At 62.5% G+C, this 26,486-nt stretch carries 23 protein-coding genes; 3 read left to right on the top strand and 20 right to left on the bottom strand.

Features of this window, described 5'->3' with window-relative positions; all coding sequences use genetic code 11:
* Positions 1-60: 60 nt before the first annotated feature.
* From QEN71_RS09520 to QEN71_RS09490, 7 genes are all read right to left on the bottom strand, one after another.
* Positions 61-1,422, bottom strand: coding sequence for an MFS transporter (locus QEN71_RS09520; protein WP_201649291.1), 1,362 nt, complete (start codon positions 1,420-1,422; stop codon positions 61-63).
* A 288-nt stretch (positions 1,423-1,710) separates the two neighbouring features.
* Positions 1,711-2,685, bottom strand: a complete 975-nt coding sequence (locus QEN71_RS09515; protein WP_201649292.1) for a LysR substrate-binding domain-containing protein — start codon at positions 2,683-2,685, stop codon at positions 1,711-1,713.
* A 4-nt stretch (positions 2,686-2,689) separates the two neighbouring features.
* Positions 2,690-3,457: a gamma-glutamyl-gamma-aminobutyrate hydrolase family protein gene (locus tag QEN71_RS09510; RefSeq protein WP_233471731.1), complete on the bottom strand. Its 768-nt coding sequence runs from the start codon at positions 3,455-3,457 to the stop codon at positions 2,690-2,692.
* Positions 3,454-4,710 (bottom strand): NAD(P)/FAD-dependent oxidoreductase, encoded by a 1,257-nt coding sequence (locus tag QEN71_RS09505; RefSeq protein WP_201649293.1) that lies wholly within the window; start codon positions 4,708-4,710, stop codon positions 3,454-3,456. The genes QEN71_RS09510 and QEN71_RS09505 overlap by 4 nt, the downstream gene beginning before the upstream one ends.
* A 13-nt stretch (positions 4,711-4,723) precedes the next feature.
* Positions 4,724-5,047, bottom strand: a complete 324-nt coding sequence (locus QEN71_RS09500; RefSeq protein WP_201649294.1) for a 2Fe-2S iron-sulfur cluster-binding protein — start codon at positions 5,045-5,047, stop codon at positions 4,724-4,726.
* A 25-nt stretch (positions 5,048-5,072) separates the two neighbouring features.
* The gene (locus QEN71_RS09495; RefSeq protein ID WP_201649295.1) at positions 5,073-6,509 is read right to left on the bottom strand and encodes a glutamine synthetase family protein; all 1,437 of its coding nucleotides are present in this window, start codon (positions 6,507-6,509) and stop codon (positions 5,073-5,075) included.
* Positions 6,510-6,567: 58 nt separating this feature from the next.
* The gene (locus QEN71_RS09490) at positions 6,568-7,884 is read right to left on the bottom strand and encodes an aromatic ring-hydroxylating dioxygenase subunit alpha (RefSeq protein ID WP_201649296.1); all 1,317 of its coding nucleotides are present in this window, start codon (positions 7,882-7,884) and stop codon (positions 6,568-6,570) included.
* A gap of 387 nt (positions 7,885-8,271) precedes the next feature.
* Here QEN71_RS09490 and QEN71_RS09485 point away from each other — a divergent pair, with 387 nt between their 5' ends.
* Complete coding sequence (locus tag QEN71_RS09485) at positions 8,272-9,003, top strand: GntR family transcriptional regulator (protein ID WP_201649297.1); 732 nt, start codon at positions 8,272-8,274, stop codon at positions 9,001-9,003.
* Positions 9,004-9,130: 127 nt separating this feature from the next.
* Positions 9,131-9,814 carry a nitroreductase gene (locus tag QEN71_RS09480; RefSeq protein ID WP_201649298.1) on the top strand — a complete coding sequence of 228 codons (684 nt, stop codon included), beginning with the start codon at positions 9,131-9,133 and terminating at the stop codon, positions 9,812-9,814.
* Positions 9,815-9,940: 126 nt separating this feature from the next.
* On the opposite strand, the gene QEN71_RS09475 is transcribed toward QEN71_RS09480, so the two are convergent.
* The 6 genes from QEN71_RS09475 to QEN71_RS09450 all read right to left on the bottom strand — a co-directional run bounded on the left by QEN71_RS09475 (position 9,941) and on the right by QEN71_RS09450 (position 19,582).
* Positions 9,941-10,261, bottom strand: a complete 321-nt coding sequence (locus QEN71_RS09475) for a hypothetical protein (RefSeq protein ID WP_201649299.1) — start codon at positions 10,259-10,261, stop codon at positions 9,941-9,943.
* 141 nt (positions 10,262-10,402) lie between these two features.
* The gene (locus QEN71_RS09470) at positions 10,403-10,687 is read right to left on the bottom strand and encodes a hypothetical protein (RefSeq protein WP_201649300.1); all 285 of its coding nucleotides are present in this window, start codon (positions 10,685-10,687) and stop codon (positions 10,403-10,405) included.
* 39 nt (positions 10,688-10,726) lie between these two features.
* Positions 10,727-15,439 carry an RHS repeat-associated core domain-containing protein gene (locus tag QEN71_RS09465; RefSeq protein WP_233471732.1) on the bottom strand — a complete coding sequence of 1,571 codons (4,713 nt, stop codon included), beginning with the start codon at positions 15,437-15,439 and terminating at the stop codon, positions 10,727-10,729.
* Positions 15,440-15,470: 31 nt separating this feature from the next.
* The gene (locus QEN71_RS09460; protein WP_201649302.1) at positions 15,471-16,025 is read right to left on the bottom strand and encodes a hypothetical protein; all 555 of its coding nucleotides are present in this window, start codon (positions 16,023-16,025) and stop codon (positions 15,471-15,473) included.
* Between the two features lie 4 nt (positions 16,026-16,029).
* Positions 16,030-16,404 carry a hypothetical protein gene (locus QEN71_RS09455; protein ID WP_201649303.1) on the bottom strand — a complete coding sequence of 125 codons (375 nt, stop codon included), beginning with the start codon at positions 16,402-16,404 and terminating at the stop codon, positions 16,030-16,032.
* Positions 16,405-16,447: 43 nt separating this feature from the next.
* A complete protein-coding gene (locus tag QEN71_RS09450; RefSeq protein ID WP_201649304.1) occupies positions 16,448-19,582 on the bottom strand; it encodes a type VI secretion system Vgr family protein in 3,135 nt (1,044 codons plus the stop codon).
* Positions 19,583-20,033: 451 nt separating this feature from the next.
* On the opposite strand from QEN71_RS09450, the gene QEN71_RS09445 reads away from it, so the two are divergent.
* Complete coding sequence (locus tag QEN71_RS09445; protein ID WP_201649305.1) at positions 20,034-20,516, top strand: ribonuclease; 483 nt, start codon at positions 20,034-20,036, stop codon at positions 20,514-20,516.
* 61 nt (positions 20,517-20,577) lie between these two features.
* Here QEN71_RS09445 and dhaK read toward each other — a convergent pair whose 3' ends face one another.
* The 7 genes from dhaK to QEN71_RS09410 are packed head-to-tail and all read right to left on the bottom strand — an operon-like array spanning position 20,578 to position 26,442.
* Positions 20,578-21,567 carry a dihydroxyacetone kinase subunit DhaK gene (gene dhaK, locus QEN71_RS09440; protein WP_201649306.1) on the bottom strand — a complete coding sequence of 330 codons (990 nt, stop codon included), beginning with the start codon at positions 21,565-21,567 and terminating at the stop codon, positions 20,578-20,580.
* Positions 21,568-21,581: 14 nt separating this feature from the next.
* Positions 21,582-22,217 carry a dihydroxyacetone kinase subunit DhaL gene (gene dhaL, locus QEN71_RS09435; RefSeq protein WP_201649307.1) on the bottom strand — a complete coding sequence of 212 codons (636 nt, stop codon included), beginning with the start codon at positions 22,215-22,217 and terminating at the stop codon, positions 21,582-21,584.
* Complete coding sequence (locus tag QEN71_RS09430) at positions 22,214-23,233, bottom strand: ABC transporter ATP-binding protein (protein WP_201649308.1); 1,020 nt, start codon at positions 23,231-23,233, stop codon at positions 22,214-22,216. Before QEN71_RS09430 ends, dhaL begins: the two co-directional genes overlap by 4 nt.
* Positions 23,226-24,341, bottom strand: coding sequence for an ABC transporter ATP-binding protein (locus QEN71_RS09425; protein WP_201649309.1), 1,116 nt, complete (start codon positions 24,339-24,341; stop codon positions 23,226-23,228). The genes QEN71_RS09430 and QEN71_RS09425 overlap by 8 nt, the downstream gene beginning before the upstream one ends.
* A gap of 3 nt (positions 24,342-24,344) precedes the next feature.
* Entirely contained in the window at positions 24,345-24,539 is a 195-nt protein-coding gene (locus QEN71_RS09420) for a hypothetical protein (protein ID WP_201649310.1), read from the bottom strand.
* Entirely contained in the window at positions 24,536-25,489 is a 954-nt protein-coding gene (locus tag QEN71_RS09415) for a carbohydrate ABC transporter permease (RefSeq protein WP_201649311.1), read from the bottom strand. The genes QEN71_RS09420 and QEN71_RS09415 overlap by 4 nt, the downstream gene beginning before the upstream one ends.
* A complete protein-coding gene (locus QEN71_RS09410; protein WP_201649312.1) occupies positions 25,486-26,442 on the bottom strand; it encodes a carbohydrate ABC transporter permease in 957 nt (318 codons plus the stop codon). The genes QEN71_RS09415 and QEN71_RS09410 overlap by 4 nt, the downstream gene beginning before the upstream one ends.
* Positions 26,443-26,486: the final 44 nt, after the last annotated feature.

Below are 26,486 nucleotides of genomic sequence, written 5' to 3'. Positions count from 1 at the left end.
AAAAGTACTGCGAGCCTCAAACGAGGCTCGCAGCAATCGACGTTACCGCAACTGTTTTTCTTAGTGCGCCAGCGATTCGCCGTCCGGCACATCCGATACCGCTTCCTTTGAAGCCGTCGCCTGTTTGATCAGCAGCGCCACGCACGATACCGCACCCGCAATCGCCACGACCGTGAAAATGCCCGGCAAACTGACCTGCTGCCGCGACAACTCCGCGACCAGAAACGAGCCCGCGATACCTCCGAACCGCCCCACTCCGAGCATCCACGCGACGCCCGTGCCGCGTCCCGCTGTCGGATAAAACGCCGCGGCCAGCGCAGGCATCGATGCCTGTGCAGTATTCACCAGCACACCGGCGATAAACACCGCACACATCAGCAGACCGATATTGCCCATCGCCTGTCCGATCGCATACACGGCGATTGCACCGGACGCATACGCAACAGCCACCACGCGATTCGGATTGAAGCGGTCCATCAGCATGCCGCACAACACCGTACCCGCGCCGCCGAGCGGAAACAGCGCGGAAACGAGCGCGGCGCGCTGCGGCGTCAGCCCTGCATCCTTGAGCAGCACCGGCATCCAGTTCACGAGCCCATAGAAAATGACGAGGCCCATGAAATAGCACAGCCACAGCATCACGGAACCGAGAAGGAGCGAACGTGACAACACGATGCGCATGCCGCCCTCGCCCGCTGCATGCTTGACGTTTTCCTGCATGACGAAAGCATGTGCCGAACGCACTTCCGGACTGATGCGCGCCAGTACCTTGCGAATCTTGTCGGTCGGTTTATGCTTCGCCACCATGTAGCGGATCGACTCGGGCAAACGCAGCGCGAGCACGACGGCAAGCAGCAACGGCACCACGCCGCCGAGCAGCAGCACACTGCGCCAGCCGAACTGCGGAATCATCCACGCGGCGAGAAATCCGCCGAACGCCGCACCTAATGGAAAGCCGCAGAACATCAGGTTGACGATGGTCGCGCGCTTCCCGTCAGGGCTGAACTCGCTCATCAGCGTGACGGCATTCGGCATGGCCGCGCCGAGTCCGACGCCCGTCACGAAGCGCAGCGTGGTCAACTCGGCGAGGTTCTGTGAGAACGCAGAAGCGAAACACGATGCGCCGAACAGCAGCACCGACACGGTCAGCACCATACGACGCCCGCATCGGTCGGACAAAGGCCCCGACAGCAACGCGCCGCACGCGAGTCCGAACAACGCCGCGCTGAGCACGGGCGCGAGCGCCGCCTTGCCAATATGCCACTCCGACAGCAACGACGGCGCGATAAAACCGATCGCGGCCGTATCGAAGCCATCCATCAACACGATGACGAAGCACATCGCAAACACGAGCCACTGAAAGCGGGAAAAACGGTGCGCGTTGATGAGCGCCTGTACATCGACAGTCCTTGTCTCTTCCATTGCATCCTCACTGATGGGATTGAACTGTCGGCATCGCCACGACAGCGCGGGCTGCGTGCTCGCCGATCTATCGGGCGCAGATTAAGAGCGCCAAATACGGGCAACAACCCGGCGAATCACGCAAGCGGCGCGCGGATGCCTGTCGCGCGATGCCGAAGACATCGCGCGATGCTCGTGGGTTGAATCAAAAAGCCCTGTTTTTCAGGGTTATTTCGACGAAATTCACGCGGGCTTCAGCGAAGCGGACACGCTGTGAATTGTTTGCATACCGATCTTGAACGGCGTCGATCAGCAGCTTCGAACCTGCCGCGCGACATCGGCGAGTTGATGGCGCAGCCATTGCAGCGCGGGGTCGGCGTCGTTGCGCTCATGCCATACGGCACGCACGGCGACGTCGGGACACGCATAGGGCGTCGCACACATTTTCAGTTCGCCGTAACGCTCCAGTTCGCGTCCAAGCGACGACGGCACCAGCGCCAGCATGTCGCTGTGACGAAGCAGCGCGGGAAGCGCGAGCGAGTGCGCGACGGACATGCGCATACGCGGCGTCTCCGCGGGATCGGCGAACGCGCGGTTGAGCGCATCGCGATTGAACATCTCCGATTGCCGCGCGAGCCCTCTCTCGACGATAAAGCCGCTCACGGCGCCCTCCTCTTCGCCGCCCTGCGAGATCGCAATAAGCGGATGGGCCAGCAGGTCGTCGCGCGTGACCGCGTGCTCTGCGATGGGATGATCGCGATGATGCAGCACGACGTCAGTCTGTTCCCAGAGTGTCGTCCCGCGAAAACGCGTCGGGACGTCCGCGAAAATGCCGATCGCCATGTCGATCCGGCCGACGTCGATCTGGCCCGCGAGATCGAGGCGCGTCGAGGGCCGCACCACGAGATCCACGAGCGGCGCTTCCGCGTGCAGCCGTTGACTGAGACGCCCGAGCACCAGCGACGTGATGTAGTCGTTCGCCGCGACGACGAACTTGCGTTGCGCGATGCGCGGATCGAATGCATCGACGCCCAGCGCGGCGCGGATCTGCTGAAGCGCGCCGCGCACCTGCGCCGCCATGCCGAGCGCGCGCACGGTCGGCTCCATGCCTTTGCCCGTGCGCACGAACAGATCGTCGCCGAGCGCATCGCGCATCCGCGCGAGCGCGTGACTGATTGCGGACTGGCTCAGATGCAGGCGCTTGCCCGCGAGCGCGAGATTGCGGTCTTCGAAAACAGCGTCGAACACGCGCAACAGGTTCAGGTCGATACGGTCTGCTGCCATGGTTCTACGCCTCTTGATGAGCGGCTCGTTGTGTCGAGTAACGATAGCCGCGGCAACTCGCGCCGAATGCCTCGAACAGCGCAAGCGACAACGCATCGTGTTCCAGCATCACTTCCGGATGCCACTGCACGCCGAGCGCGAACGTATGCCCGTCGACGCGACAGGCTTCGATCAAACCATCCGGAGCGCGCGCTTCCACCACGAGTCGCGGCGCTAGCGCTGCCACGCCCTGTCGATGAAGCGAATTCACGCGCACGCGTGGCGCATTGGCGAGCGTCGACAGAATGCCTGCGGGCGAGATGTCGATTTCGTGGCGGTAGCGATAGCGTGTGGGCAGATCTTCCGCGAGGTCTTCGAGGTGATCGGCGGAATGTCCGCACGCATGGATATCCGTGTGCAGCTTGCCGCCGAACGCGACATTCAGTTCCTGAAACCCGCGGCAGATCGCAAGCATCGGCATGTCGCGCGCGGCAGCCTCGCGCATCAGTGTCAGCGCGACGTGATCGCGGTCGGGATCGACGAGCATGTCGGCGCTTCCTTGCCCGCCATAACGGTGCGCTTCCACGTTGGACGCGCCGCCCGGAAACAGCAACCCGCTTAAGGCGTCGAGATAGCTGTCGAACGTTTCGATGTCGCGCGTCGCGGGAATCAATACGGGGCTCACGTTCGCGCCCGTCATCAGCGCGCGGACATAGCTGTGCTTCGCGCTGTGCAGATCGTGTTCGCCGAGGAAAAAGCGGTCGCACACCACGCCGACGAGAGGACGCATCATGCGGCGCCCCGTAAAGCGTGCGCGTCGCCGTTGACGAGTGACTTCAGATCGAACGCTGGATCGCGTACCTCTTCCGCGCGAACATGCGCGCCGCTTGCGAGCAGCTTGCGGGCGAGCATGTGATCCTGCGGCCGGTTGATGCTGTCGACGGCGATCAGCGTGTTGTCGCGGAAGTAGAACAGCGAACACTTCCTCTCTTCGACAGACCCACGCACGGCAAAGTCGGTGAAGCCCGAATTCACGCCCGCCATCTGCAGCTTCAGGTCATATTGATCGGACCAGAACCACGGCACCGCGCGATACGGCTCGCAGCGGCCGAGAATCGACGCCGCTGCCGTCTTAGCCAGGTCGTTGGCGTTCTGCACGGATTCGATGCGGCACACGCGCCCGCCCGGCGGCGCCCAGTGCGGGACCAACGATGCGCAATCGCCCGCCGCGACGATCCGCGGATCGCCCGTGCGCGCGCAGGCATCGACGGTAATGCCACCTTCCACGTGCAGTCCGCAGTCCGCTGCGAGTTCCGTGTTCGGAATCACGCCGATACCGACTACAACGAGATCGCACAGCACACGCGTGCCGTTGTCCAGTTCGACGGAGACGACGCCGTATGCGTCGTGCAGCGCCACGACCTTGCGGCCGAGTTCGAACGCGACGCCGCGCTGCACGTGAGCGCGCAGCATGAAGTCCGATATCCAGGGCGACGCGACGCGCGCGAGCAGACGCGATTCGGTTTCCACGACGGTCACGTCGAGTCCCTGCTGGCGCAGCGACGCAGCCGCTTCCAGCCCGATATAACCACCACCGATCACAACTGCGCGCTTCGTCGAACGCGCCGTCTCCGCGAGCCGCTTTGCATCGCGCAGATCGCGAAGATAGTGAACGGCATCGAGCGACGCGCCCGGACAATCGAGCTTGCGTACGCGCGCGCCCGTCGTCAGTGCGAGATGATCGTATGCGATCCGCGAGCCGTCGTGCAGTTCGATTTCGCGTCGCTCGCGGTCGATGAAGGTTGCGCGCGTCGACGGCATCCACTCGATGTTTTCTTCGTCGAAGAAAGCCTGCGAACGCAGCGGCAAACGCTCTTCCGCAAAGCTCCCAGTCAGAAAACCCTTCGACAGCGGCGGCCGTTGATACGGCGCATCGGGCTCGTCGCCGAGCAGCACGATACGGTCGTCGAAGCCGAGTTCCCGCACCGACGCAGCGAGCTGAACGCCCGCATACGACGCGCCGACAATCACCAGCGTGCGTTTCATGATGTCACCCTTATCATCCCTGTTTAGGCGGAATCTGCACGACGAGTCCATCCGTCGCGGACATCACGACGAGCTGGCAACTCAGGCGGCTTTCGGGGCGGCGCTCGGCGGCCACGCCGTCCAGCAGTTCCAGTTCGGATTCATCGGGCAGCGGCAATTCCGCCGTCGACGATCCGTCGATATACACATGGCACGTCGCGCACGACAAACAGCCGCCGCATTCGGCATCGATGCCGCGCACGTTGTTGTGAATCGCGGCCTCCATCACGCTGGTGCCGGCGCTCACGTCGATTGCGCGGCGCTCGCCGTCGCGCAGAATGTAGGTGACGATAGGCATGAATCTCTCCTCGATGGGAACGCCATCAGAACGTTTCGAAGTACTCCCGGTGTTCCCACTCGGTCACTTCCAGATTGAAGCGGTCGATCTCCGCCTGCTTGAGCTTGCAGAAGTAATCGACGAACGCGCTGCCGAAGCCTTCGCGCAGACATTCGTCGGTACGCATCGCGGCAATGGCGTCGCTCAACGTGCGCGGCAGTGCATCGGCCTGCGTTTCGTAGGGCGTATCCGCCGACGCCGGCAGTTCGAGCTTGCGCCGCAATCCGTCGAGCCCCGAAAGCACTTGAGAGCCGAAATACAGATACGGATTCGCGGTCGGTTCGCCGACACGATTTTCGACGCGCGTCGCTGAGTCGTTCGGTCCGCCGAGCACGCGCAGCATCACACCGCGGTTGTCGCATCCCCAGTTCGCGCGATCGGGCGCATTCGAATACGGCCGGTAGCGCCGATAGCCGTTGATGGTCGGCGTCGACAAGGCCGTGGCGCCCTGCGCATGCGCGAGCAATCCCGCGAGATAGCGCTGGCCGGTCACGGAAAGCGGCACGCCTGGATCGGTCGGCATGAATGCGTTGGTTCCGTCGGCGACATGCACGAGCGACTGATGCAGATGCCATCCGCTCGATACGACATTCGGAATGCGCGGACGGCACATGAAGGTCGCGTGATAGCCGTTGCGCTGGCAAATCTGCTTTACGGCGCTGCGAAACAGGATCATGTCGTCGGCGCTCTTGATGCCTTTGGTCGGTGCAAACGTGAATTCGAACTGGCTCGGGCCGTATTCGACTTCGAGCGAACGCACGGGCAACGCGAGTCCGTCGATACCGCGCCTGAGCATCTCCATCACGCTATCGACGGCGTCGTAGCGCAACTCCGTCAGATACTGATAACCATGCGACAGCAGTTCGACATCGGGCGGAATGCCGGGCTGCCCAGAATGCTCGGGCTTCATGTTCGGATCGGTGACCTTGAAGACATGAAACTCGACTTCGAGGCCGGACATGAATTCGTAGCCGTGATTGCCGAGTTGTTCGAGCGCGCGCCGGAACAGATGACGCGTGGCGAACGGCACGGGCCGGCCATTTGCGAAGTACACGTCGCACAGTACCCAGCCTGTATGCGGCGCCCACGGCAGCACGCGAAAGGTTTCGGGATCGGCGACCATCAGCGTGTCGCAGGCGCCCTGCATCTCGGGCATATCGAAGCCGCCGCCCGCCGTGAACACGGGGAACACCGTGCGATGCGACGTATCTTTGGCGAGCAGCGTGCTCGTCAGCGTGACGCCGCTCTTGAACGCGCGGATCGCTTCGTCGACGACGAGCGTCTTGCCGCGCAGCAGTCCGTGCTGATCGGGAAACGAAAAACGCACCACCTGCACGTCGCTTTCTTTCAGCCGTTCGAGCAGCGCGGCATAAGCCGTGTGCTGGTCGTCCGTCCACAAGCCGTGGGTTTCGACAAATGACATGTTGCTTCGCGCAGCCGCTCGACGGCCGCGCGCTCCGTTGTGGTTGCGGGATTCGTCGTCAGGCTTTCGGTGCGGGCCACGGCGCGGCTTCGCGACGCTTCACGTCCGAGGCCTTCCAGTAGTCGTCCCAGCCGTCGGCGGGGCCGATGCCGTCTATCGACGCCGGTCCTGTCAGATGCGCGGCCTGCTGGTCGTCGATCATCATCAGGGTCTTCTCGCCCGCCTGCGTTTTTTCGATTGCATCGACGAGCAGACGGCGGTACGCGATGATCCCCTTGTCGGTCGTACCGAGATGCTCGCGCGTGCGGTCCTGGATCGCGCCCTGCGATTCGACGGCCCACTGGTCGTGAACGTTGATGTCGAAGCCCATCCCCGTGTAGGTCTGGCTCTGCTGCTCGTCCGCGTTGAAGCCGTAGTGATTGCGTTTGTTCTTGCGCGATGTGTAGTCGGGCAGTTCGTACAGTTCAAGCCGCTGCTCGCGCATCTGCGCCTTGTCGGTCGGCGCGCCGAAGCTCGTGAAAATCGCGTACCAGTAGCAGTTTTCGTCGTCGACGGGCACGTGCCATTGCGTGATCGTCATTTCCGCGCTCATCGGAATCACGAACGCCTGCGGGAACACGACGTTGGTCACGCGCACGTGTGTCTGCGCGTCGTTCAGCGGGCGCTTTGCGATCAGGCGAAGCCCGTAATCGGCGGGGCTGACGAGAATTTCCGGCGATTCGAATTCGCGCAGCACCTTGGTGATCGGCATATCCGAATCCGCCGACGCACCGCGAAACTGCTTGCCGTAGCTCTCGCTCACGTCTTCGTCTTCGAAGAAGCGATGCAGAAACGACGCGTGCGCCGGATCGATGCCGACTTCGAGCGCCTGCAGCCAGTTGCATTCGAAGAGGCCTTTGAACGCGAACGTGTACTCGCCCGGCGCGGCGAAGCAGTCGAAGTTCGGAAACGCGGGTGGCTCGCCGCCGCCGATGTACGCGAACAGGATGCCGCTGCGTTCGACCACGGGATACGCGCTCTGCCGCACCTTCTTGCAGAGCGTGCTGCCGACGGGTTCGCCCGGCGTCGACAGGCACTGTCCTTCGACGTCGAAGAGCCACCCGTGAAAGGCGCAACGCAGACCGCCCGCTTCGAGACGGCCCGCTGCCAGATCCGCGCCACGATGCGGGCAATCGCGATCCAGCATGCCGTAGCGGCCCTGCTCGTCCTTGAACACGACGAAATCCTGGCCCATCAACCGCACCGCGCGAACGGGACGCTGCGCGGGCAGTTCCTCGACGAGCGCGACGGGCTGCCAGTAATTGCGCAGAAGCTGCCCGGCTGGCGTGCCCTTGCCTACGCGCGTGATCGTGTCGTTTTGCTGCGAACTCATCATGGCCTGTCTCCGGTTGCTGTGAATGCACGGGGTTTGTTGCTGTATGCAGAACGCCCCCTGATGAGCACGAAGAATAGACTCAAGAATTCATTAAGGCAATGTTTGTATGCAGATCGTCTCCCGCGCAAGTGGGTCATAGAGTCTCAAAAAGAGCTTACAAATCAGATTATCTAATTGATTTATATACATTTAATCCGAACTCATCAGGATCTTCCCTGGAGGGTTTCATCAGACTACAAACACGAGTGATCACGCCATGTTGCATACATAGACAAACATCTAAACCAAAAAGCGGGCGACGAAACGCCCTCCATCGCAGTTCATGCTCTACAATCAGCCGAACCAGCAGCGCAGGCATCGCGCCCGCCGAAGCCACCGGAGAATGAAATGGAATCCCAGCAAGAACGTGTGTTGGTGTATCTGCGCGACCTGATCCTCAAGGGCGAATTCGCTCCTGGAGAACGCCTCGGCGAAGTTGCGCTCGCGGAGCGGCTACAGGCGTCGCGCACGCCCGTCCGGCTCGCGCTCACGACGCTCGAACAGGAAGGTCTCGTCGAGCCGTCGCCGGCGGGAGGCTACGTGATGCGCCGTATCACGGCCGCTGAAATCGCCGATGCCATCGCCGTGCGCGGGCATCTCGAAGGCATGGCTGCGCGCCTCGTCGCCGAGCACGGCGTGCCGCGTCAGTTGTCGAACGGTCTGAACGAATGTCTGCGCGCCGGCGACCGCCTGCTCGCGAAGTCCGAACTCGATCTCGACGATTACGCTGCCTACACGGATATGAACAGCCGTTTTCACAAGCTGATCGTCGAAGGTTCGGGCAACGCGGCGCTGATCCGCGCGATCGACATGAACAACCGTCTGCCGTTTGCCGCAGCCAGCGCGATGCTGCCGATGCAATCCGCCATCGAGGAAGGCCGTCAGTGGCTTTTCATGGCGCATCAGCAGCATCACAGCCTCGTGCAGGCGATGGAACGCGGCGAAGGCGCGCGGGCGCAATCGCTTGCAACGGAACACGTGCAGATCGCGCAACGCAATCTGACTTACGCGCTCGAGCGGCCGGATGTGTATCTGAAGCTTGCGCCCGCGTTGCAACTGGTCGCCGAAGCGGTGTTGTAGACGCGCCTGCATTCGCGTATCCACATCCCGTTTGCTGCAAGATCATGATGCAGGTTTTTCACCGGGTATCCGGCGAGACGTGTGGCATCATCGGCCGCACATGTTGAAACCGTGGAGACCGGTGCAAATGAATTCGGATACCTACATTGTCGATTCCGTGATCCGCTCGCGAAAAGCCGTTCGGATGTTTCGTCCGGATGCCGTTTCGAAGCAGGACGTGATCGATATTCTCGATGTCGCGCGTACTGCGCCCAGCAACGGGAACACGCAGCCGTGGCGTGTGCATGTGCTGGCAGGCAGCGTCAAACAGCGACTCAGTGACGCGCTCGCGCGTGCTCACTCGGATGGAACGCATCCGCAACTGCAGTACATGCCGGATCCTTTGCCGGACTCGTATCGGCTAAGACAGGAGGATTTCGGCTCGCGCTATTACGGCGCACTCGGTATCGACAAGGCGGACGTCGACGGACGCAATCGGGCAACGGGCCGGAATTTCGATTTTTTCGGCGCACCGATCGGCATGATCTTCACTATCGATGCGCGACTGAGAAAGTACAGCTGGCTCGACTACGGGCTGTTCATCCAGAACATCATGATCGCAGCCCGCTCGCGCGGCCTGGATACGTGCCCGCAAGTATCGTTCGCGCGTTACCAGGAAGTCATTGCGCAGCAGCTCGAAGTCGAAGCGGGCCACGAAGTGGTTTGCGGAATGTCGCTCGGCTATGCGGATGAGGAAGCCGTCGTGAATCGGCTCGAGCTTCCGCGCGAGCCGCTCGTTCACTTCGCGCGATTTGCCGGGCTCGATGCGTAGATTGATGGGAAAACGGTCCGCCGCGGATCGCGGGACTTTGATCAGGACGCAAGCAATAGCGGACGCAGGGCGCAATCACATCTACGCCCTGCGCCACATACAGCCTTAAATAGCCTTAAATCAGCATCAGTTGCTGTCAGCCGGCGACTTGACGGAAGGCGTCGCCAACGTGTTGTTGGTCTTCGGCGCAGGCGTCGACGTATTGTTCGGGGTCTGTTGCATGTTCGGGTTCATCTGCCCGCTCATACCGGCACCCGAGTTGGTGCTGCCAGGTGTGCCATATCCGCCGTTCGTGTCGTTCATCTGGTTCGTTGCGGGGCTCGATGTGCTGCCGTGGCTCGACTGGCCGCCGCCTGCGGCCGTGCCGCCCGTCGACTGTGCAAAAGCGCCGCCCGACAGGGCGAGCGCGGCCAGTGCCGCGACGACTGCGCTGGTTGCCTTCTTCATGATCGGATCCTCCTTGATCGGATTGGATATCGACACAGACGATGGTCGTCTGCCCTGACCATGAATCGAGCAAGCGCCGTACCGCGCACCCTGCCCGCACCCTGCCCGTAGCGTTAGCAAGGAGCTTGCCTCGCGAACCCATCAAGGATGATGCGTTTCTCCCGCGACCAGCAGATGACGGTGAATCGTGCAATAACACTCGTCATGCCAGCCGTAATGCAGATCGCGGCAGATCGAGTGCCTTACGGACTCCGGAAAGCTCGACGGATCGCTACGCAGATCGAATTCGAGCGCCGCGAATATGGAGCCGGGTTCGGGCCAGTCGGCCTTGTTGGGCCCATCTTTCAGCCGGTTCCCCTGCGCGAGTTCGTTCGCGAGAATGGCCGCCAGTTCCGGGCACAAGGCCGCCGTGTTTTTCTTCGTCATCGTGTCGATCCCGTGTGTCTGCCCTAGCCGGCCTCTGCGTCAAATGTTCCTGATGATACCAGGCGTCAGATGCACTTTCTCGGATGGCGGAATGAAATACTGCAGGCCGCCGCCCGGATACACGTGATCGTCCTTGACGCCGTCGAACGTAGGATTGGCCATCGCGCGTCCCTTTGCGACGCAGATATCCTTCGTCACGAAGTACGCGCGAACCTGCGTGCGGCGTGCGCGCGGATTACCGTCGCCGTCGACACCCGGCGTCACCTGAACCAGATCGTGAAACTTCTCCGAGCTGCCCGCTGCCTGCCGCAACGATCCGATCGTCACCGCATAGCCCGGCGCACCGCCCGGATACAGCGAGTACAGCACGGTGCCGCGCTTGAGCACGGTGTTCTGATACGAGTCCACACCCTTGTACGGCGCCGTGCCCTGCCAGCCGCGTGCTTCCTTCGCGGGGTCCTTTCCTTCGCACGGGTTCGGGCTGCAACAGGCCTGTCCCGATGCCTGCGCCTTCTTGCCCTTGAGTCCGCGCGGATCGATCCAGTCGGTCGGGTTCGGCGCGTACTGATACGGATTGGTGTTGCCGAGCAAGCCGATCGGCTCTTGTGAAATGTACCGACCGGTGCGCGGATCGTAGTATCGATAGCGGTTGTAGGCGAGACCTGTTTCGTCGTCGAACTGCTGTCCCTGGAAACGGATCGGATTCTGCGGGGGCACGTGCGTGATATGCGACGCGCGCGCATCGACGGCGATCGTCTCGCCCCACGCCTTGTAGCGTGCTTCCCAGACGATATCGCCGCGCTCGTCCGTCATCATCAACGGCGTGCCGATCTGATCGCAGTGGTAAAACAGCGCGGACGCAGGCGCGTTGGCAGCAGGCGGTTGCATCAACGGATCGTCTTCGGGCGCGTAGCGATCGGTGGACTTCCATTGCGGCGTCTCGATGCCTTCGACGGCTGTTCCCGCATATTGTGCGAGCGGCGTGAACGACCCCGCTTCGTAGACGAAGTGAATGCTGTGCGCGCCGCTGCTTTCGAAGGCGAGCGTGTCGCCGTCCCAGCCGAAAATCGTTTGCACGCGATCGACCTGCCGCGCAATGCGCCGGCCGAACGGATCGTAGAAATAGCGCGCCTCGCGCGACGCAGCCGGTTCATCGACACGCGCGCCGATCAGCCGGTTGAAACCATCCCACTCATAACGCTGCGCGCTGCCGGGCGAACGCCGTCCGATCAGATTGCCGCGCGCATCGTAGTCGAAATGCGTGCCCGCGTAGTCCTGTAGCAGATTACCGAGCGTCTTCGGAATCTGCGTGGAAAGTGTGCTCGACGCGCTCGACGTTGTTGTACCCGCATGGGGATAGCCGATGTTGCTGGCGGGATCGAACGCGAACTGTTCTTTCGCCATCGGGCTCAGCGCTTCGAGCAGCCTGCCGACGGGATCGTAGCGATACGTCGTCGGCCCCTGACGGCTGTCGTCGATGTGCGTGAGTTGTCCTGCCGGATCGTAACCATAGCGGCGTTCGGCGACATGGCCCGGCGCGCTCGCGCGCGCAAGTCTTTGTTCGACGATGCGCCCCGCGGCATCGTATTTCGTGCGCTGTTCAAGCTGGCTCGCGAAATTGCGCTGAATCTCGCGATGCAGATCGTCGCGTTCGAACTGCACCAGTTCGCGGCCATCGAGCATCATGCCGTGCACGTGACCCGCGCCATACGTCAGCCAGTCGACGGTGTGGCCGTCGGGCCGCTGCGTGCGGACGCGCGCATCGATCTCGTCGTACTCGTGACGCCATACATAGCTGCGTTTCGCGCCGAACAGCTCATACGCGTGATGCTCGCGAATCAGATTGCCGACGGCATCGTAGAAGTGCTGCACGCGGCAGTGCGCGTTGCGCGCTTCGGCAAGCCGGCCGCCCGCGTCGTATGCAAACGACTCTTCATCGCCGCCCGCCACACGGCGCGCCAGGCGTCCCGCGCGATCGTATTCGAGGTGCGTCACTGCGCCCGCTTCATCAATTGCAATCAGCTTGCTGCTCGCCGCATCGTATTCGTAGCGCGTTTCCTTGCCGTCGAAACCGATCTCGGCCGTGAGTCGGCTCACGGGATCGTAGAACAGCCGATACGTCGCGTGATTCGCGTCTTCGAGTGTGCTCAGGCGACCGAGGCGATCGTAGCGATACGCGAGCGTCTGGCCGAGCGCGTCGGTGCGATACGCGATACGGCCAGCCGCATCGTATCCGTAACGCGTGGTCGCTCTCGACGGATCGGCGTGCTCCGTCAAACGGCCTTCGCCATCGTGCTCCATAAGCTCGATGCCGGACGGTTTGACCACGGCGCTCAACTGGCCGTTCGCGCCATAGCGGTAAACGGTGCTATGTCCCGCGGCATCGGTTGCTTCGAGCAGGCGGCCGTGCGCGTCGTACGTCCATTGCGTGGTTTTGCCCGAGCAATCCGTGTAGCTCGTCAGCTGACCATTCGCGTCGTAGGCCAGCGTCTTCGCGCCGCCTTTTGCGTCGGTGATCTGCGTCGGCAGACCTGCGCCGTTGTACGTGTACTTTGTCTCGCGTCCGAGCGGATCGATCTGCGCAACGACATTGCCCTTGTCGTCGTATTCGCGTTCCCAGCGAAAGCCTTGCGGATCGACGATCGTCGTCATCTGATCCTTCGCGTCGTACTCCATGCGTACGACGCTGCCGTCAGGACGAACCTGTTCGACGAGATTGCCGCGTGCGTCATACGCGAAGCGCGCGACCGTGCCATCGGGATAGATGCGTTGCGTCACATGATGATTCGCATCGCGATAGAACCACTCTTCGCGCGCATCGGGATGAACGATCCGATACGTGTAGCCGTCGATGTCGTAATAGTGGCGCGTCATGCTGCCAAGACCGTCCGTCACGTAGACGAGGCGAATCTCGGGATGCCACGCGAGGCGCGTTTCGTTCGTACCGTCGTCGGCATACTCGTGCACGCAGCGCGCTTTCGGCCCCGTGCCGTCCCATTCGAGATTCATGCCGCGACCGGTGCGATCGGTATAGCGCGTCACGAGATGATGCGCGTACGCATATTCGCGGCGATTGCCGTAACGATCGGCGGCCGCGACGAGATCGCCTTCGCGATCGTATGTGTACGTAGCGAGCGTGCCGACGCGCTCGCCTTCGTTATCGTAGTGCGCGGCCTCGACGATGCGCCCTGCGCTGTCGTGCGAAAACGCGATCACGCCTTGCGCCGCGATCAGGCGCGACAGGTGGTGATCCTTCGTATAGTCGAACGTGATCTGATTGCCGCTGCGGTCCTTGATGAAACCGAGCCGGAATGCGTCGCCGTGTTTCTCGTACGCTTCCATCAGCTCATGGCCGCGCGTGACGGTCAGCCATTGTTCGTCGAGTTGCGCGAGCGTCACGCCTTCGCCCAGGTCGTCGTGCGTATCGCCTGCCTTGAGCAACGGATAGTCGATGCTGCGGCCGCTCGGATCGTGATACACCAGTTTGGCCGCGTGAATATCGAAGCGCGTCGTGTACGGCGTGATCCAGCGCGCGCCGAGTTCGCCGTGATCGTAGGCATCGAGAAACGAGCGGTAGGTGCGCTGCCAGATAATGGGCATCGCGCCGGGCAACATGAAATCTTCATGCTCGAAGCGTTCGTCGCCAAGCGCATAGCCGATCGACCCTGCGCTGCGGCCCGCCGAACAACTCTTGCAGTTCGGTCCGGGATGCTTCGCCTTCGCCTGCTTGCCGATGGTCTCCAGTTCGCCTTCCGTCTTCTTCAGTTCCGCTTCGACCTTGCCCGCTTCCTTGATGCCGACCGTCTGCGCGCCCTTGCCGCCGTGCTTCTCGCGCCACTTCGCCACGGCTTGCAGCAGCGCGTCGATCAGCCACAGCATGCCGCCGACGTCCGAGCTGTTGAGCCCCTTGATCTTCTGCGTGACCATGGGAATCGCGTGACGCGCCTGCGTCGCCATGTGCATCAACTGCTGGTTCGTCGACGGCGAAATTTCGTTGACGGCGCGCGTGGCGAGATTCGCCGCGTCTTTCACGAACACTTTCGTGCCGTCCTTCAGATACGACCACACGCTGTCGGCGATCTTGCCCGCGTCGTGCGCGGCGAACGCTTCGCCGGCTTCGTGCAGATGCTTGTCGGCCGCGCGATAGTTGCCCGACGTGTCGAACAGACGCCCTGACGCCGCGCCCTCGAAAATCTGCGCGAGCCCTTCGAGCAGCTTCTGCGCGTGATTCGCGCAATCGTCGAGCAGTTGCGCGACGCGCGCCTTGATCTCCTTGACGAAGCTGTCGATCTCGCCCGCGAACTTCGCGCTGATGTGCGCGACGAGCACGGAGATGATCGTGTCGGCGATCATCTGCCCGCCCGCTTCGGCAACGGCCTTGCCGCTGCGGATCAGTTCTTCGCGCGCGAGCTTCAGCAGCGGCCGCGCACCCATGCGGAATTCGCCCATCACAGGCGGAATCGGAATGACGCCGATCAGGTCGATGCCGAGATTCAGGTAATCGAACAGATCGCGGACCTCGGCTTCGATCAGCCGCTTGATGTCCATCACGACATCGATCGCCGACAGAATGTTCGACACGACAGGCACCGCGTTCGCGAGATCCTTCACGCGTTCGAGCGTGATATAGCCGTCGCTGACGCTGCGCAGCCACGCGTCGAATTCTTCGAGCGCGGAGCCGACGTCTTCTTTGGTGAACGTGACGAGCGGCGCGATGGCCACTTCGGTTGCAATAGCGGATTGGGATGTCACGGCAGCGGCGCACATACGAAGTCAGTCCGGTTCAAAAATTGACGACAGAAGCGTCGTTGTACTTGCAGCCCAGCAGAATCCAGCCTGGCGTTTCCTTTTGATCGACGAGCAGGCGGATTTCCCGGCCGCCGCCCGCCTTGCGATAGTCGACGCCGCGCCAGTTCATGTGCTCCCGCATCGACACCGTCCCCGCACTTTCGTGCATGCCGCCGATGCGTTCTGCCCACTGCTTGCCCGCGTCGATTTCGCCGCCCTTCGGCGCGGGAATCGCGATCAGCATCTGGCGCGGCGACAGCAGCGCGACGACTTTCGACTGCACGCCCCACGCTTCGATCGGCTTCTGTGTTTGCCAGCCGAGATCGATTGCATCGGGTTGCCCGAGCTGGTTCGCGAGGCCAGGCACCGCGTTCGTATCGACGCGCGCGATGAAGCGCGGAATCTGTTGCGGGTCGAGCTTGCATTCGATGAAATCGGCCATCGTGCGCAGATCGGCAGCCGATTGCGCGTGGGCGGGCATCGGTGCCGTGATGGCCGTGATTGCGCCGAGCACGGCGGCGCCACGCATGGCGCGTCGGATAGAGATCATGGCGTCAGTCGGGCCTGCAGGCGGTGGCGGTCGCAAAGCCGGTCGAAAACGCGCCGACGCAATGCAGGGTCACGGTCTGTCCGACGCGCTTTCGTATCTTCGCGACGGCCGCCGGATTGGCGAACGCGACGCGCACCGCCTGGTCCGGATCGTCGCCGAGCTTGCCGACGACATCGCCCGTGAAGCCCTCGTCGAGCGAGAGCAGCGTGCCCGTCAGCGCGACGCGCCGATCCACGTAGTTCGATGCGATGTCCGAGGTCGACGACGCGCCGCTGCTGAACTGTTCGGCGAGTTGCGCGGCGTTGACCTTGATTTCGCTCGCGGCGTGGACGTCGAAGGCGACGACGGCTGTGACGAGCAGTGCAGCAGCATTTCTCATGGTTCTTGTCAGTGATGCGCAGAATGAAAAGGTCGATGCGAACTCAGACGATGCTCTTGATGGCGGGCGCTGCGCTGCGGCCCGCGTCGGCGATCGAGCTGACCTGCTTCGCCGCGCTGGCTACCTGGCTGGCTTGCGACAGCGCGGTGCTCGCGCTCGACGGCAACGCTTTCGCGATCGCGCCTTGTGCGAGGCCCGACGCCTGCGATGTCGCCAGTGAGGCGAGACCGCCGTCTTGTGTCGCGGTCTGCGCCATTTTTGCCATTTGTGCGGCCTGGCTTGCTGTGCTTGCCATGCCGGCGAGTTGCGATGCACCTGTGCTTGCGGCAGAACTTGCGGCACTGCTCGCGGCACCCGCACCACCCGCAGCCGGCAGGAACGACGCCATCTGAGACGCTGCCGCCGATCCATCGCCCGACGCCGTCGTATCAGCCGGCCATTTCAGGCTCTTGAAGTAGTTCGCCGGTTGCGACGGGTCGCGCGGATCGATGCCGAACTTCACCTGCGCGACGCCCGGCGGCAAACCGCTGACGGTCGTGCGCCCGCTCGCATCGAGTGCGCCCTGACGCAGCACGCCGCCGTTCGCGTCCAGCACGGAGAACTGCCCGCCCTTAACGGCTTCGCCGTTCGCATACTGATGCAGCAGTTCGAGCTGCCCCGGCTGATCCGGACGAGCCGACGGCAGCGGATAACCCTGGCTCGCGGGTCCGTTGAAGCTGTGCTGCGCGCCCTTGATATCGATCGCTCCGGGCGCATGGATTTCGATGTTGCCGCCCGAAATGCGGATATACGCGCCGCCGCTCGTGAGCAGGATCTGCTGATCGGCGGCGGCTTCGATCGTTTCGGTGGCGGAGAGCAGGCGCAGCGTCTTTTGCGCGGTGAGTTCGACGTTGTCGGACTGTGCCTTGATCTCGACCTTGCCCTTCGCGGCGAACAGCTTCATCCCCGCGTTCTGCACGAAGAGGCTGATCTTTTCGCTGACGCTCGCGAGCAGCGATTTGCCCGTGGCGATATGCGTGCTCTGGCCGCTCACCAGATTGATGTGCTCGTTGGCCGTCAGATGCGCGGTGTCTTGCGTCGACAGCGCGATGCCCGCAGGCGACGCCATCAACATGACGGGTTCCTTGAACGCGTTCGCGCTGCCTGTGCCGCCGCCCGCCGTGTTACCGCCCGCTGCACTGTCGCCGTTCGCTGCGGCGCCCGTTACGCTGTTTTGCGTGGCGTCGGTGAACGACTTCAGACTCGCGTGGCCATCCTGCAGATTCTCGGCCTGATGCGCGCTCGCGGCCTCCGACAGCGCGTCGATTACGCTTTGCGCGTTGTTGAGTTGCGTACTCGCGTCGCGCACGTCGAGCGGCTGGCTCGATACGCCTGTCGACGGATGCGTCGACAGGTACATGCCCTGCGCGGCGCGCACTGCGCCATACGCATCCGAACTGAGAGCAAAGCCGCTGCCGAGATACGCGCCGCGGCTGTTGCCGTTCTGCGCGATCAGATAGCCGAGATGCAACTGCGCGTTCGTGCTCGAGCTGTAGAGCTGGGCGCGGTTCTGGCCGGTCGCGTCGTCCATCACGAGCTGGTTGTAGCCGCTGCCCTGATACTCCTTCGACCGGTAGCCCGACAGGATGCCGTTCGAATGCCACTGCGGCGTTTTCGAGCCGTTGTAGACGCGGCCGGTGACGATCGGCCGATCGCAATCGCCATCGAGAAACGATACGATCACTTCTTCGCCGATACGCGGCACATGCACGGAGCCGTAACCGCCGCCCGTATCCGATTGCGCGACGCGCATCCAGCACGACGCGTTTTCGTCGCCGGGATTCAGCCGGTCCCAGTGCATGCGCACCTTGATGCGGTTCAGTTCGTCGGTGTAGACCTCTTCGTTTTCCGGGCCGACGACCGTCGCAGTCTGCAGATGCATGCGCGGCTTGTGATGTTCGGCCGGGCTGCGGAACTGGACGCTCTTGCGCTGCGCTTCGACACGCGTCAGGAAAAAGCCCTCGCTGCCGTCGCTGGCCTTCACGGCGATGGGCGCCTGCGCACCATGTTCGGCGCGCGCGGCCGCGAGCGTCGCGTTCAGGCTATGCGGAAAATCCGTCGTACCCGCCGACACGGGCAGATTGTTCTCGATCGCCCATTCGACTTCGATGACCGCGAACTGGCGCTCCTGCGCGCCGCCCGCGCTGTGCTCCGGATGATTCGTCAGTTCGAACCAGCGCCCCGTATCGACGCCGCGCACGGCGCCCGCACCATGAAAACGCTTCGCGCGCGATTCCCATTCCTCAACGCGTACGGTCGACTGATGGTCGCCGAGATCCTGCTTGCCGTACGTGTAGGCGCCCGTGTATTCGTACACTTCGGCCTGCACGGGCAGATCACCTTGCGTGGCCATGGTCGGGACGGACGTGCCCTTCGGATTCGCCGACGTTCCCGGAGACTTGTAGTCGAACGTGCGCGTGGTCAGCGACGTGCTTTGCAGCGTGCGCGTGCCGCTCCATTGCGTGAACGCGTTGGTCTCGCTGGCCGTGCCCGCGCGATAGAAACCGATTTGCTGCGGCGCCGCCGGTTGCAGCGTGGCGATGTCGTCGGTGATAACGAGGGTGTGCGACTTGCCGTCGGCCGCCTGCTCGAAATAGCTGAACAGGCCTTCGCGCTCCATGAGCCGCTGACAGAAATTCCAGTCGTCTTCGTATTGAACGCAGAATGAATGCGCCGACAACGGCTTACTCAACGCGAAGCGAAATGCGCCTTGCGCCTGGTTATGCGCATTAAATACGTCGGTGAGAATCTCATCGACGGTTTTATCCTGCCAGATCCTGGCATCTTTGCGGAAGCGCAGAAAATGCATCCACGAAGTAAAGCCGATCTGATAGCTGGTCAATGCGCTATCGGAACCGAGCCGGCGCGCAGTATGGATATAACCGTGATGCGGCGAATAGGACTGGTCGGCCTGCTGCATCCACAGCGTGACGGACTGCGCAATCAGCGATTTGAGTTCGATGCCGTCATTAACGGAAACGACATCGACGGTAAATGTGAAGTCGCGCCCGAGACGGCTATGTCCGACAAGCCTTTGCGGCACGAGCATGTCGGCGCCGAGCGGCGTATCCAGTTTTAGCAGCCGATTATCCTGCGCGAGTCCGCCTGTAATCGCCGCAATCGTATCTTGCGCCCCCATAATGCCTCTTTTTTACTCAATTGCGCCCCGCGCCACCGCGCGATAATACAGAAGTTCAGACGATTGCAGCAATCGTATTTTTAATAGGTTTTTGCAGGCGGGCGTAGTTACTTGTCGATTTAATGATTTAAAGGAAATCGGTAAGAAGCGCCGTTGCTTCTACTGACGATATTTAACATTCGCGTATGACGCCGAGCGTCACGGATTTGACTTATAGAATTAAAGCTATGCGGAATGGCTATTCGATCCGATAGCCGAAACGATGAGGGCTTAGAGAATTCAGGCAATGGTTTTAAAGCGGGTTTCGTCTGCAACGGTCCCGCTGCATGGCGGCGTGGCCGGCGTGTAAAAACTGCCGTCTCCGGCTCCACGTTGATTCGATCCGCCAATAGCGATACCTTTACAGCTATCCTGGTCGTCGAATGCTGGTCAACGAAGGGAGAACCGTTTCGTGAAGAGAGCGCTGGCTTTCTCCTGCGCCGTGGCCATGTCCGTGGCCTTCTGTGCAGCCCTCGTCGGATGCAACAAGGGAGGATCGGGAAACGTCACGGAGGCATCGGGCGCATCCGCGAGCTCGGCACCCGTTGCATCAGGCGTGGGCGCAAGCGACACCCTCGCCGCCTCGGGCGCGCAAACGCCGGGCACGCTTGGCACCATCACCAAAACCCAGTTGCCAGGAGAAGCCGCCGAAACGCTGCGCCTCATCAAGGCAGGCGGCCCTTACCCTTTCGGCGAGGACGGCGTGCTGTTCCGCAACAGCGCCGGATTGCTGCCGCAGCATCCGCGCGGCTACTACCACACGTACACGGTGCGCACGCCTGGCGCGACGGATCGTGGGCTGCGCCGCGTCGTCTGCGGTGGACCGCGCAAGCAGACGGGCGACTGCTATTACACCGACAATTACTACGTCAGTTTCAAGCGCATTGCTGAGTAAAGCCTCGGAACGGACCGCGAACGCATGAGTCGCACACGCAACCCAACAGTCCGTCCAGCCGCTACACGCCCCACCTCAGCGACGGCGTATGCACCGGGCTATCCCAATGCCGTGTCATGTCGTCGTCGAGCACACACAAGGTGATCGACGCACCCGCCATTTCCAGCGAAGTCGTTAGCGAGCCGACCTGCACGCGCGCGATCTTCAGATCGCGCTGCTGCAACCATGAGCGGGCGGAATTGAACAACAGGTACAGTTCGCCGAGCGGCGTACCACCCAGCCCGTTGATCAGGACCAGCAGGTTCGAATCGCTTGCCGGTTTCAGGTCGGCGACGATCGCCGTCAGCAGTTCGCCAGCGATCGCGTCGGCCGCGGCAAAACTCGCGCGTCGCCGTCCAGGCTCGCCGTGGATGCCGACGCCGACTTCGATTTCATCGTCGCCGATCTTGAACGTCAGCGTGCCCGCCGCGGGCACCGTGCAACTCGAAAAAGCAACGCCCATCGACGCCGTATGCTTGTTGATCCGGTCGCCGAACGCTTTGCATTGTTCGAGATTGGCGCCGCTTTCCGCGAGGCTGCCGACCATCTTCTCGACGATCACGGCACCCGCTACGCCGCGTCGTCCCGTCGTGTAGCTGGAATTCTCGACGGCGACGTCGTCGTTGATCAGCACCATCGCATTCGGCAGTTCCGACATCTCGGACGCCATTTCAAAGTTCATCAGATCGCCGGAATAGTTCTTCACGATGAAGAGCGTGCCCGCGCCCGTATCGACGGCTTTGGCGGCCGCCATCATCTGATCGGGCGTCGGCGACGTGAACACCTGCCCCGGGCAGGCCGCATCCAGCATCCCGTAGCCCACGAAGCCGCTGTGCAAAGGCTCGTGTCCCGAGCCGCCGCCCGAAATCAGCGCAACCTTGCCGGCCTTCAGCGTCTTGCGCCGCACGAATACGGGTTCGTGATTGAGTACGACGAGGTCACTGTGCGCGGCGGCGAATCCGGCGAGACTCTCAGTCAGGAAGTCGTCGACATTGTTGATGAATTTTTTCATGGCCTGCGCTCCTTTCATTCCCTGTCCTGCGCGAGCCGCGCGCACACCGCACCGATCATCAACTGGCTCGAGCGCGCGCCGGGATCGATGTGGCCACGCGAGCGCTCGCCGAGAAACGATGCGCGTCCTTTGGTCGCCAGCATGTCGCGCGTGGCGAGCATGCCGGTTTCGGCGACCTGCGGCAATGCATCGAGTACCGTTTCAGGCGCCGCGTCTTCGTCGGCCAGTTCCGCAAAACGCGACGCGACAGGAATCAGCACGTCCATCATCGTCTTGCTGCCGATACCTGCCTTACCGCGCTGCGTGACGGCATCGACGCCGGCCGCGAACATCCGCGCCGCCGCCTCGACGTTCGCCGGGCCCACGTCGTCCGAGGCCTTCGCCATGCCGTGCAGCAGCGAGAAGAACAGCGGCCCCGACGAACCTCCGACCGTCGACAGCAGTTTGGATGCGGCGAGATCCAGTGCGGGCGCAAACGCCTCGGCCTCGATCTCGGCGCGCATGGCGTGGAGCGCATCGGCGCCCCGTAGCAGGTTGAAGATATGATCGCCGTCGCCGATCTGCTGGTCGAGCGCCGCGATTTCGTCGGTATGTTCTTTCAGCGCCGCATGCGCGGCCTCGATGCACGCCATGACCGTTTTCCCGTTCATGCCGGAATCCTCCTGCCGTCGGAGCGGAAATAGAGAAGGCTGCGCGGGGGCAGCGACACGCCGACCATTTGCCCCGGCACGAAATTGCGTTCGGTCATCGTCGTTGCGGCAATCGCGGTGCCGTCGCGATCCAGAATCAGCAGATGCCGAAGCGGTGAATATTCGAGCACGCGAAGGTTGAGCGCGTCGCAGGTGTCGGGAGCGTGCAGCACGATATCCTCAGGACGGATCGCGACCGTGGACGTGCCCTCGGGCATCGCAGCCGGATCGAACAGAACAGCGGGCAGCAGGTTGATCGGCGGCGAGCCGAGCCGTTGCGCCGCGCTCAGCGAAGCCGGGTCGCCGTACACTTCGCGCGGCGCACCCATCTGCACGATGCGGCCATGTTCGAGTATCCCGATGCGATCCGCGAGCGTCGTGGCCTCAACCTGATCGTGCGTCACGTAGATGATCGTCGCGCCGATCGTGCGATGCAGCCGCTTCAGTTCGATCCGCAATTCCTCGCGCAGCTTCGCATCGAGCGACGACAGCGGCTCGTCCATCAGGAAGACTTTCGGCTGCCGCACGAGCGCCCGCCCGATGGCGACGCGCTGCATCTCGCCGCCCGACAGATGCGTCGCCAGGTTGCCGAGCTTCGACTCGATATGCAGCATTTGCGCGACGGCCTGCACGCGCGCCGTGACTTCCGCCTCGCTCACGCGTCGACGTGGAGAACGCAGTGGAAAAGCCAGGTTGCCGAACACCGTCAGATGCGGATACAGCGAATACTGCTGAAAGACGAAAGCAACGTCGCGGTCGGCAGGATGCATTGTCGTGGCGGCTTCTCCATCAATGAATATGTCGCCATCGTCGGGACGTTCGAGACCGGCGATGAGCCGCAACGTGGTGGTCTTGCCCGCGCCGCTCGGTCCGAGCAGCACGACGAACTCGCCCTCTTTCACGTCGATCGACACATCGTTCACCGCGACGATATCGCCGAATCGCTTCGTCACGCCGTGCAAGCGAATCTCAGACATAAGCGCCTCCATTGCCGCTCCCATTGATGGCCGTCTGCCGCGCCGCACAGGGCAGCAGCTTGCCGCTCGATGCGTCGTACAGCAGCGTGCGCTCCTTGCGAAACGACAGACCGACCTGCGATCCCGCGGCCCGACCTGCGTCCTTGCCGACTCTGACGCGCACGACGCCAAGCGCAGTCTCGACGACCAGAATCTGATGCGAGCCGAGATACTCGTCGGCGATCACACGACCACGCAATGCGCCTTGCTCGTCGATCACGACATGCTCGGGACGCACGCCGAGCAGCGCGTGCGCAGCAGACGCGTCGGTGCGCGGCACGGCGACGGCCACGCCACCGAGCATGACCGATTCCGTTCCCGCATCGACGTCGCCGTCGACGGCCAGAAAGTTCATCGGCGGGCTGCCGATGAAGCTGCCGACGAACACAGTCGCGGGGAAGTGATAGATCTCATGCGGCGACGCGGATTGCAGCACTTCGCCACCATTCATCACGACGATGTCGTCGGCCATCGCCATCGCTTCCCGCTGATCGTGCGTGACGTACACCGTCGTCGCATTGAGCGTGTTGTGCAGCTTGCGCAGCTCCAGACACATCAGTTCGCGGAAGTCCGCGTCCAGCGTGCCGAGCGGTTCGTCCATCAGAAAGGCCTTGGGATGTCGTACGATCGCGCGCCCCAATGCCACGCGCTGCCGGTCGCCGCCCGACAATCCACCCGTCTTGCGATCCAGCAGCGTGTCGATGCGCAGCATGCGCGCGGCCGCATCGACGCGCTCCGCGATTTCGCGGCGCGTAATGCCCTCGTTCTTCAGCGGAAATGCGATGTTGTTGCGCACCGTCATATGCGGATAAAGCGCGAACATCTGGAACACGAACGCGATGTCGCGTTGACGCGCCCGCAACGCCGTCACGTCTTCGCCATCGATCAGAATCTGGCCCGACGTCGGCAGTTCAAGCCCGGCGATCATGCGCAACGTCGTGGTTTTGCCGCAGCCGGAAGGTCCTAGCAGCACCACGAAACGGCCGTTGCCGACGGTGAGATTCGTATCGCGCACGGCGGTGAAATCGCCGAAGCGTTTATGCAGCCGGGAAAGTACGATCGTCGACATGGCTCACTCCGGAAAGTGGCTGGTCACGACGAAGGCCAGCGCACCCACCAGAATCACAGGAAACGACCAGGTGTAGAGATCGACGGTGAACGGCTGGACCAGCATCGCGATGCCGACGCCGATGAGCACCGTCGATGCGCCCTCGCAATAGCGCCGGCGGAAAAGACGGCGGCGCGGCATGGTGGATTGGACTTTCATTTGCGCACCGCTCCGAAGGTGATGCCGCGCAACAGGTGCTTGCGCAGCACGACGGTGAAGATCAGGATGGGCAGCACGAACAGCGTCGTGGCGGCCGCGACGGCCGGCCAGTCCTGCCCGCCTTCGCCGATGATGAACGGAATGAACGGCGGCATGGTTTGCGCGTCGCCGCTCGTCAGCAGCAACGCGAATGCGTACTCGTTCCACGCGAAGATCAGGCAGAAAATGGCCGTCGCCGCGATGCCGGTAATCGCCTGCGGCAGCACGACCTTGACGAATGCCTGCAGGCGCGTGTATCCGTCGACGAGCGCGGCTTCTTCATACTCGCGCGGAATTTCGTCGATGAAGCCCTTGAGCAGCCATACCGCCAACGACACATTCACGGCCGTGTAGAGCACGATCATGCCCAGATAGCTGTCCGAGAGACCGAGCGCTCGATACATCAGATAGATGGGTATCGCGACGGCAATGGGCGGCATCATCCGCGTGGACAGAATGAAGAACAGCAGATCGTCGGCAAGCGGAACCTTGAAACGCGAGAAGGCATACGCTGCGAGCGTGCCGAGAAAGACGGCGAGAAACGTCGAACCGAAGCCGATCACGAGTGAGTTGACGAAGCGCGGCAATACTTTCGACGGTCCCGCAATCACCATATTGCGCTTTCGCACGTCGCGGTCGTACCACGTCTGCGCGGGCGGCAAGCTCGCGATGAACTCCGGCGTCTGCCGCGAGCGGATCGTGAAGAGATTGACGTAACCTTCCATCGACGGATGAAACACCACGACGGGCGGATACGCAATCGCGTCCTCCTGCGTCTTGAAGCTCGTCAGGATGATCCACAGGATCGGCAGCGTTGCAATCAGCGCATAGGCGATCACGACGACGGCAGCAAATCTCTTGCTGCGCGGCGACGCGGCCACCACTGACTGCTGAAGCGCGAGGTCTGTCATCGCTGTTTCACCCGGTTGAGTGCTTTCACATAGATGTTCGCGGCGCCGAACACGACCACGAACAGAATGATCGCGAGCGCGGACGAATAGCCCGTCTGCCACTTTTCGAAGGCGGCGCGCTTGAGCGTGATGGAGACGGTTTCCGTGACCGAGCCGGGACCACCCGAAGTCAGCAGGTTCACCATGTCGAACATCTTGAAGTTCTCGATACCGCGAAACAGGATCGCGAGCATCAGGAACGGCAACGTCATCGGCAGCGTAATCGACCAGAACTGGCGCCACGGCGAAGCACGGTCTACTTCGGCGGCCTCGTAGATGTAGTCCGGGATCGAACGCAAACCCGCGAGACAGATCAGCATCACGTACGGCGTCCACATCCATGTATCGACCATGACGATGGTCCACGGCGCAAGCGGCACGTCGCCGATCATCTGAAACGAGTTCGGCGGAATGCCCGTGAAGAAACTGACGATGTCGTTGAACAGACCCGTCTGCGGCTGCAACAGAAAGGTCCAGAAGTTGCCGACCACGGCGGGCGACAGCATCATCGGCAGCAGGATCAGCGTGGTCCAGAAACTATGGCCGCGAAACTGCCGGTTGATCAGCAGCGCCAGCCCGAAGCCGAGCAGCACTTCCAGCCCGACGGACCAGAACACGAAGCGTGCCGTCACCTGCATCGCGTACCAGATGTCTTCGTCGGTGAGGATGTCCGTGTAGTTGTCGATGCCAACCGGACGCGCGGGCACGCTCGGCATGTTCGACTTGAAATTCGTGAACGACAGCCGCAATGCCCAGATCAACGGAAAGATGTTGATGGCGAGCAGCAGCACGATGGTCGGAAGAATGAACAGCCACGCGATAGTCCGGTCGGACAGTCCGCGCAGGCGCGTGCTCGCGCGCGTCTGCACTTTCGTCTGCAATCCTTCCGGTGGAAAAGGCTTGTTCGCCAACATGCCCGACTCCTTTCCATCGCGGACGGTCGGGTTCGGTCGCCCCG

The organism is Paraburkholderia sabiae, from assembly GCF_030412785.1.
In the GTDB taxonomy this organism is placed as follows: Bacteria; Pseudomonadota; Gammaproteobacteria; order Burkholderiales; family Burkholderiaceae; genus Paraburkholderia; species Paraburkholderia sabiae.
This window is presented reverse-complemented; position numbering and strand designations above follow the sequence as displayed.

What these genes read in the sequence shown, in the direction of transcription:
- QEN71_RS09520 (WP_201649291.1), bottom strand. Translation starts at nt 1,422, where the DNA reads ATGGAAGAGACAAGGACTGTCGATGTACAGGCGCTCATCAACGCGCAC.
- QEN71_RS09515 (WP_201649292.1), bottom strand. Translation starts at nt 2,685, where the DNA reads ATGGCAGCAGACCGTATCGACCTGAACCTGTTGCGCGTGTTCGACGCT.
- QEN71_RS09510 (WP_233471731.1), bottom strand. Translation starts at nt 3,457, where the DNA reads ATGATGCGTCCTCTCGTCGGCGTGGTGTGCGACCGCTTTTTCCTCGGC.
- QEN71_RS09505 (WP_201649293.1), bottom strand. Translation starts at nt 4,710, where the DNA reads ATGAAACGCACGCTGGTGATTGTCGGCGCGTCGTATGCGGGCGTTCAG.
- QEN71_RS09500 (WP_201649294.1), bottom strand. Translation starts at nt 5,047, where the DNA reads ATGCCTATCGTCACCTACATTCTGCGCGACGGCGAGCGCCGCGCAATC.
- QEN71_RS09495 (WP_201649295.1), bottom strand. Translation starts at nt 6,509, where the DNA reads ATGTCATTTGTCGAAACCCACGGCTTGTGGACGGACGACCAGCACACG.
- QEN71_RS09490 (WP_201649296.1), bottom strand. Translation starts at nt 7,884, where the DNA reads ATGATGAGTTCGCAGCAAAACGACACGATCACGCGCGTAGGCAAGGGC.
- QEN71_RS09485 (WP_201649297.1), top strand. Translation starts at nt 8,272, where the DNA reads ATGGAATCCCAGCAAGAACGTGTGTTGGTGTATCTGCGCGACCTGATC.
- QEN71_RS09480 (WP_201649298.1), top strand. Translation starts at nt 9,131, where the DNA reads ATGAATTCGGATACCTACATTGTCGATTCCGTGATCCGCTCGCGAAAA.
- QEN71_RS09475 (WP_201649299.1), bottom strand. Translation starts at nt 10,261, where the DNA reads ATGAAGAAGGCAACCAGCGCAGTCGTCGCGGCACTGGCCGCGCTCGCC.
- QEN71_RS09470 (WP_201649300.1), bottom strand. Translation starts at nt 10,687, where the DNA reads ATGACGAAGAAAAACACGGCGGCCTTGTGCCCGGAACTGGCGGCCATT.
- QEN71_RS09460 (WP_201649302.1), bottom strand. Translation starts at nt 16,025, where the DNA reads ATGATCTCTATCCGACGCGCCATGCGTGGCGCCGCCGTGCTCGGCGCA.
- QEN71_RS09455 (WP_201649303.1), bottom strand. Translation starts at nt 16,404, where the DNA reads ATGAGAAATGCTGCTGCACTGCTCGTCACAGCCGTCGTCGCCTTCGAC.
- QEN71_RS09450 (WP_201649304.1), bottom strand. Translation starts at nt 19,582, where the DNA reads ATGGGGGCGCAAGATACGATTGCGGCGATTACAGGCGGACTCGCGCAG.
- dhaK (WP_201649306.1), bottom strand. Translation starts at nt 21,567, where the DNA reads ATGAAAAAATTCATCAACAATGTCGACGACTTCCTGACTGAGAGTCTC.
- dhaL (WP_201649307.1), bottom strand. Translation starts at nt 22,217, where the DNA reads ATGAACGGGAAAACGGTCATGGCGTGCATCGAGGCCGCGCATGCGGCG.
- QEN71_RS09430 (WP_201649308.1), bottom strand. Translation starts at nt 23,233, where the DNA reads ATGTCTGAGATTCGCTTGCACGGCGTGACGAAGCGATTCGGCGATATC.
- QEN71_RS09425 (WP_201649309.1), bottom strand. Translation starts at nt 24,341, where the DNA reads ATGTCGACGATCGTACTTTCCCGGCTGCATAAACGCTTCGGCGATTTC.
- QEN71_RS09420 (WP_201649310.1), bottom strand. Translation starts at nt 24,539, where the DNA reads ATGAAAGTCCAATCCACCATGCCGCGCCGCCGTCTTTTCCGCCGGCGC.
- QEN71_RS09415 (WP_201649311.1), bottom strand. Translation starts at nt 25,489, where the DNA reads ATGACAGACCTCGCGCTTCAGCAGTCAGTGGTGGCCGCGTCGCCGCGC.
- QEN71_RS09410 (WP_201649312.1), bottom strand. Translation starts at nt 26,442, where the DNA reads ATGTTGGCGAACAAGCCTTTTCCACCGGAAGGATTGCAGACGAAAGTG.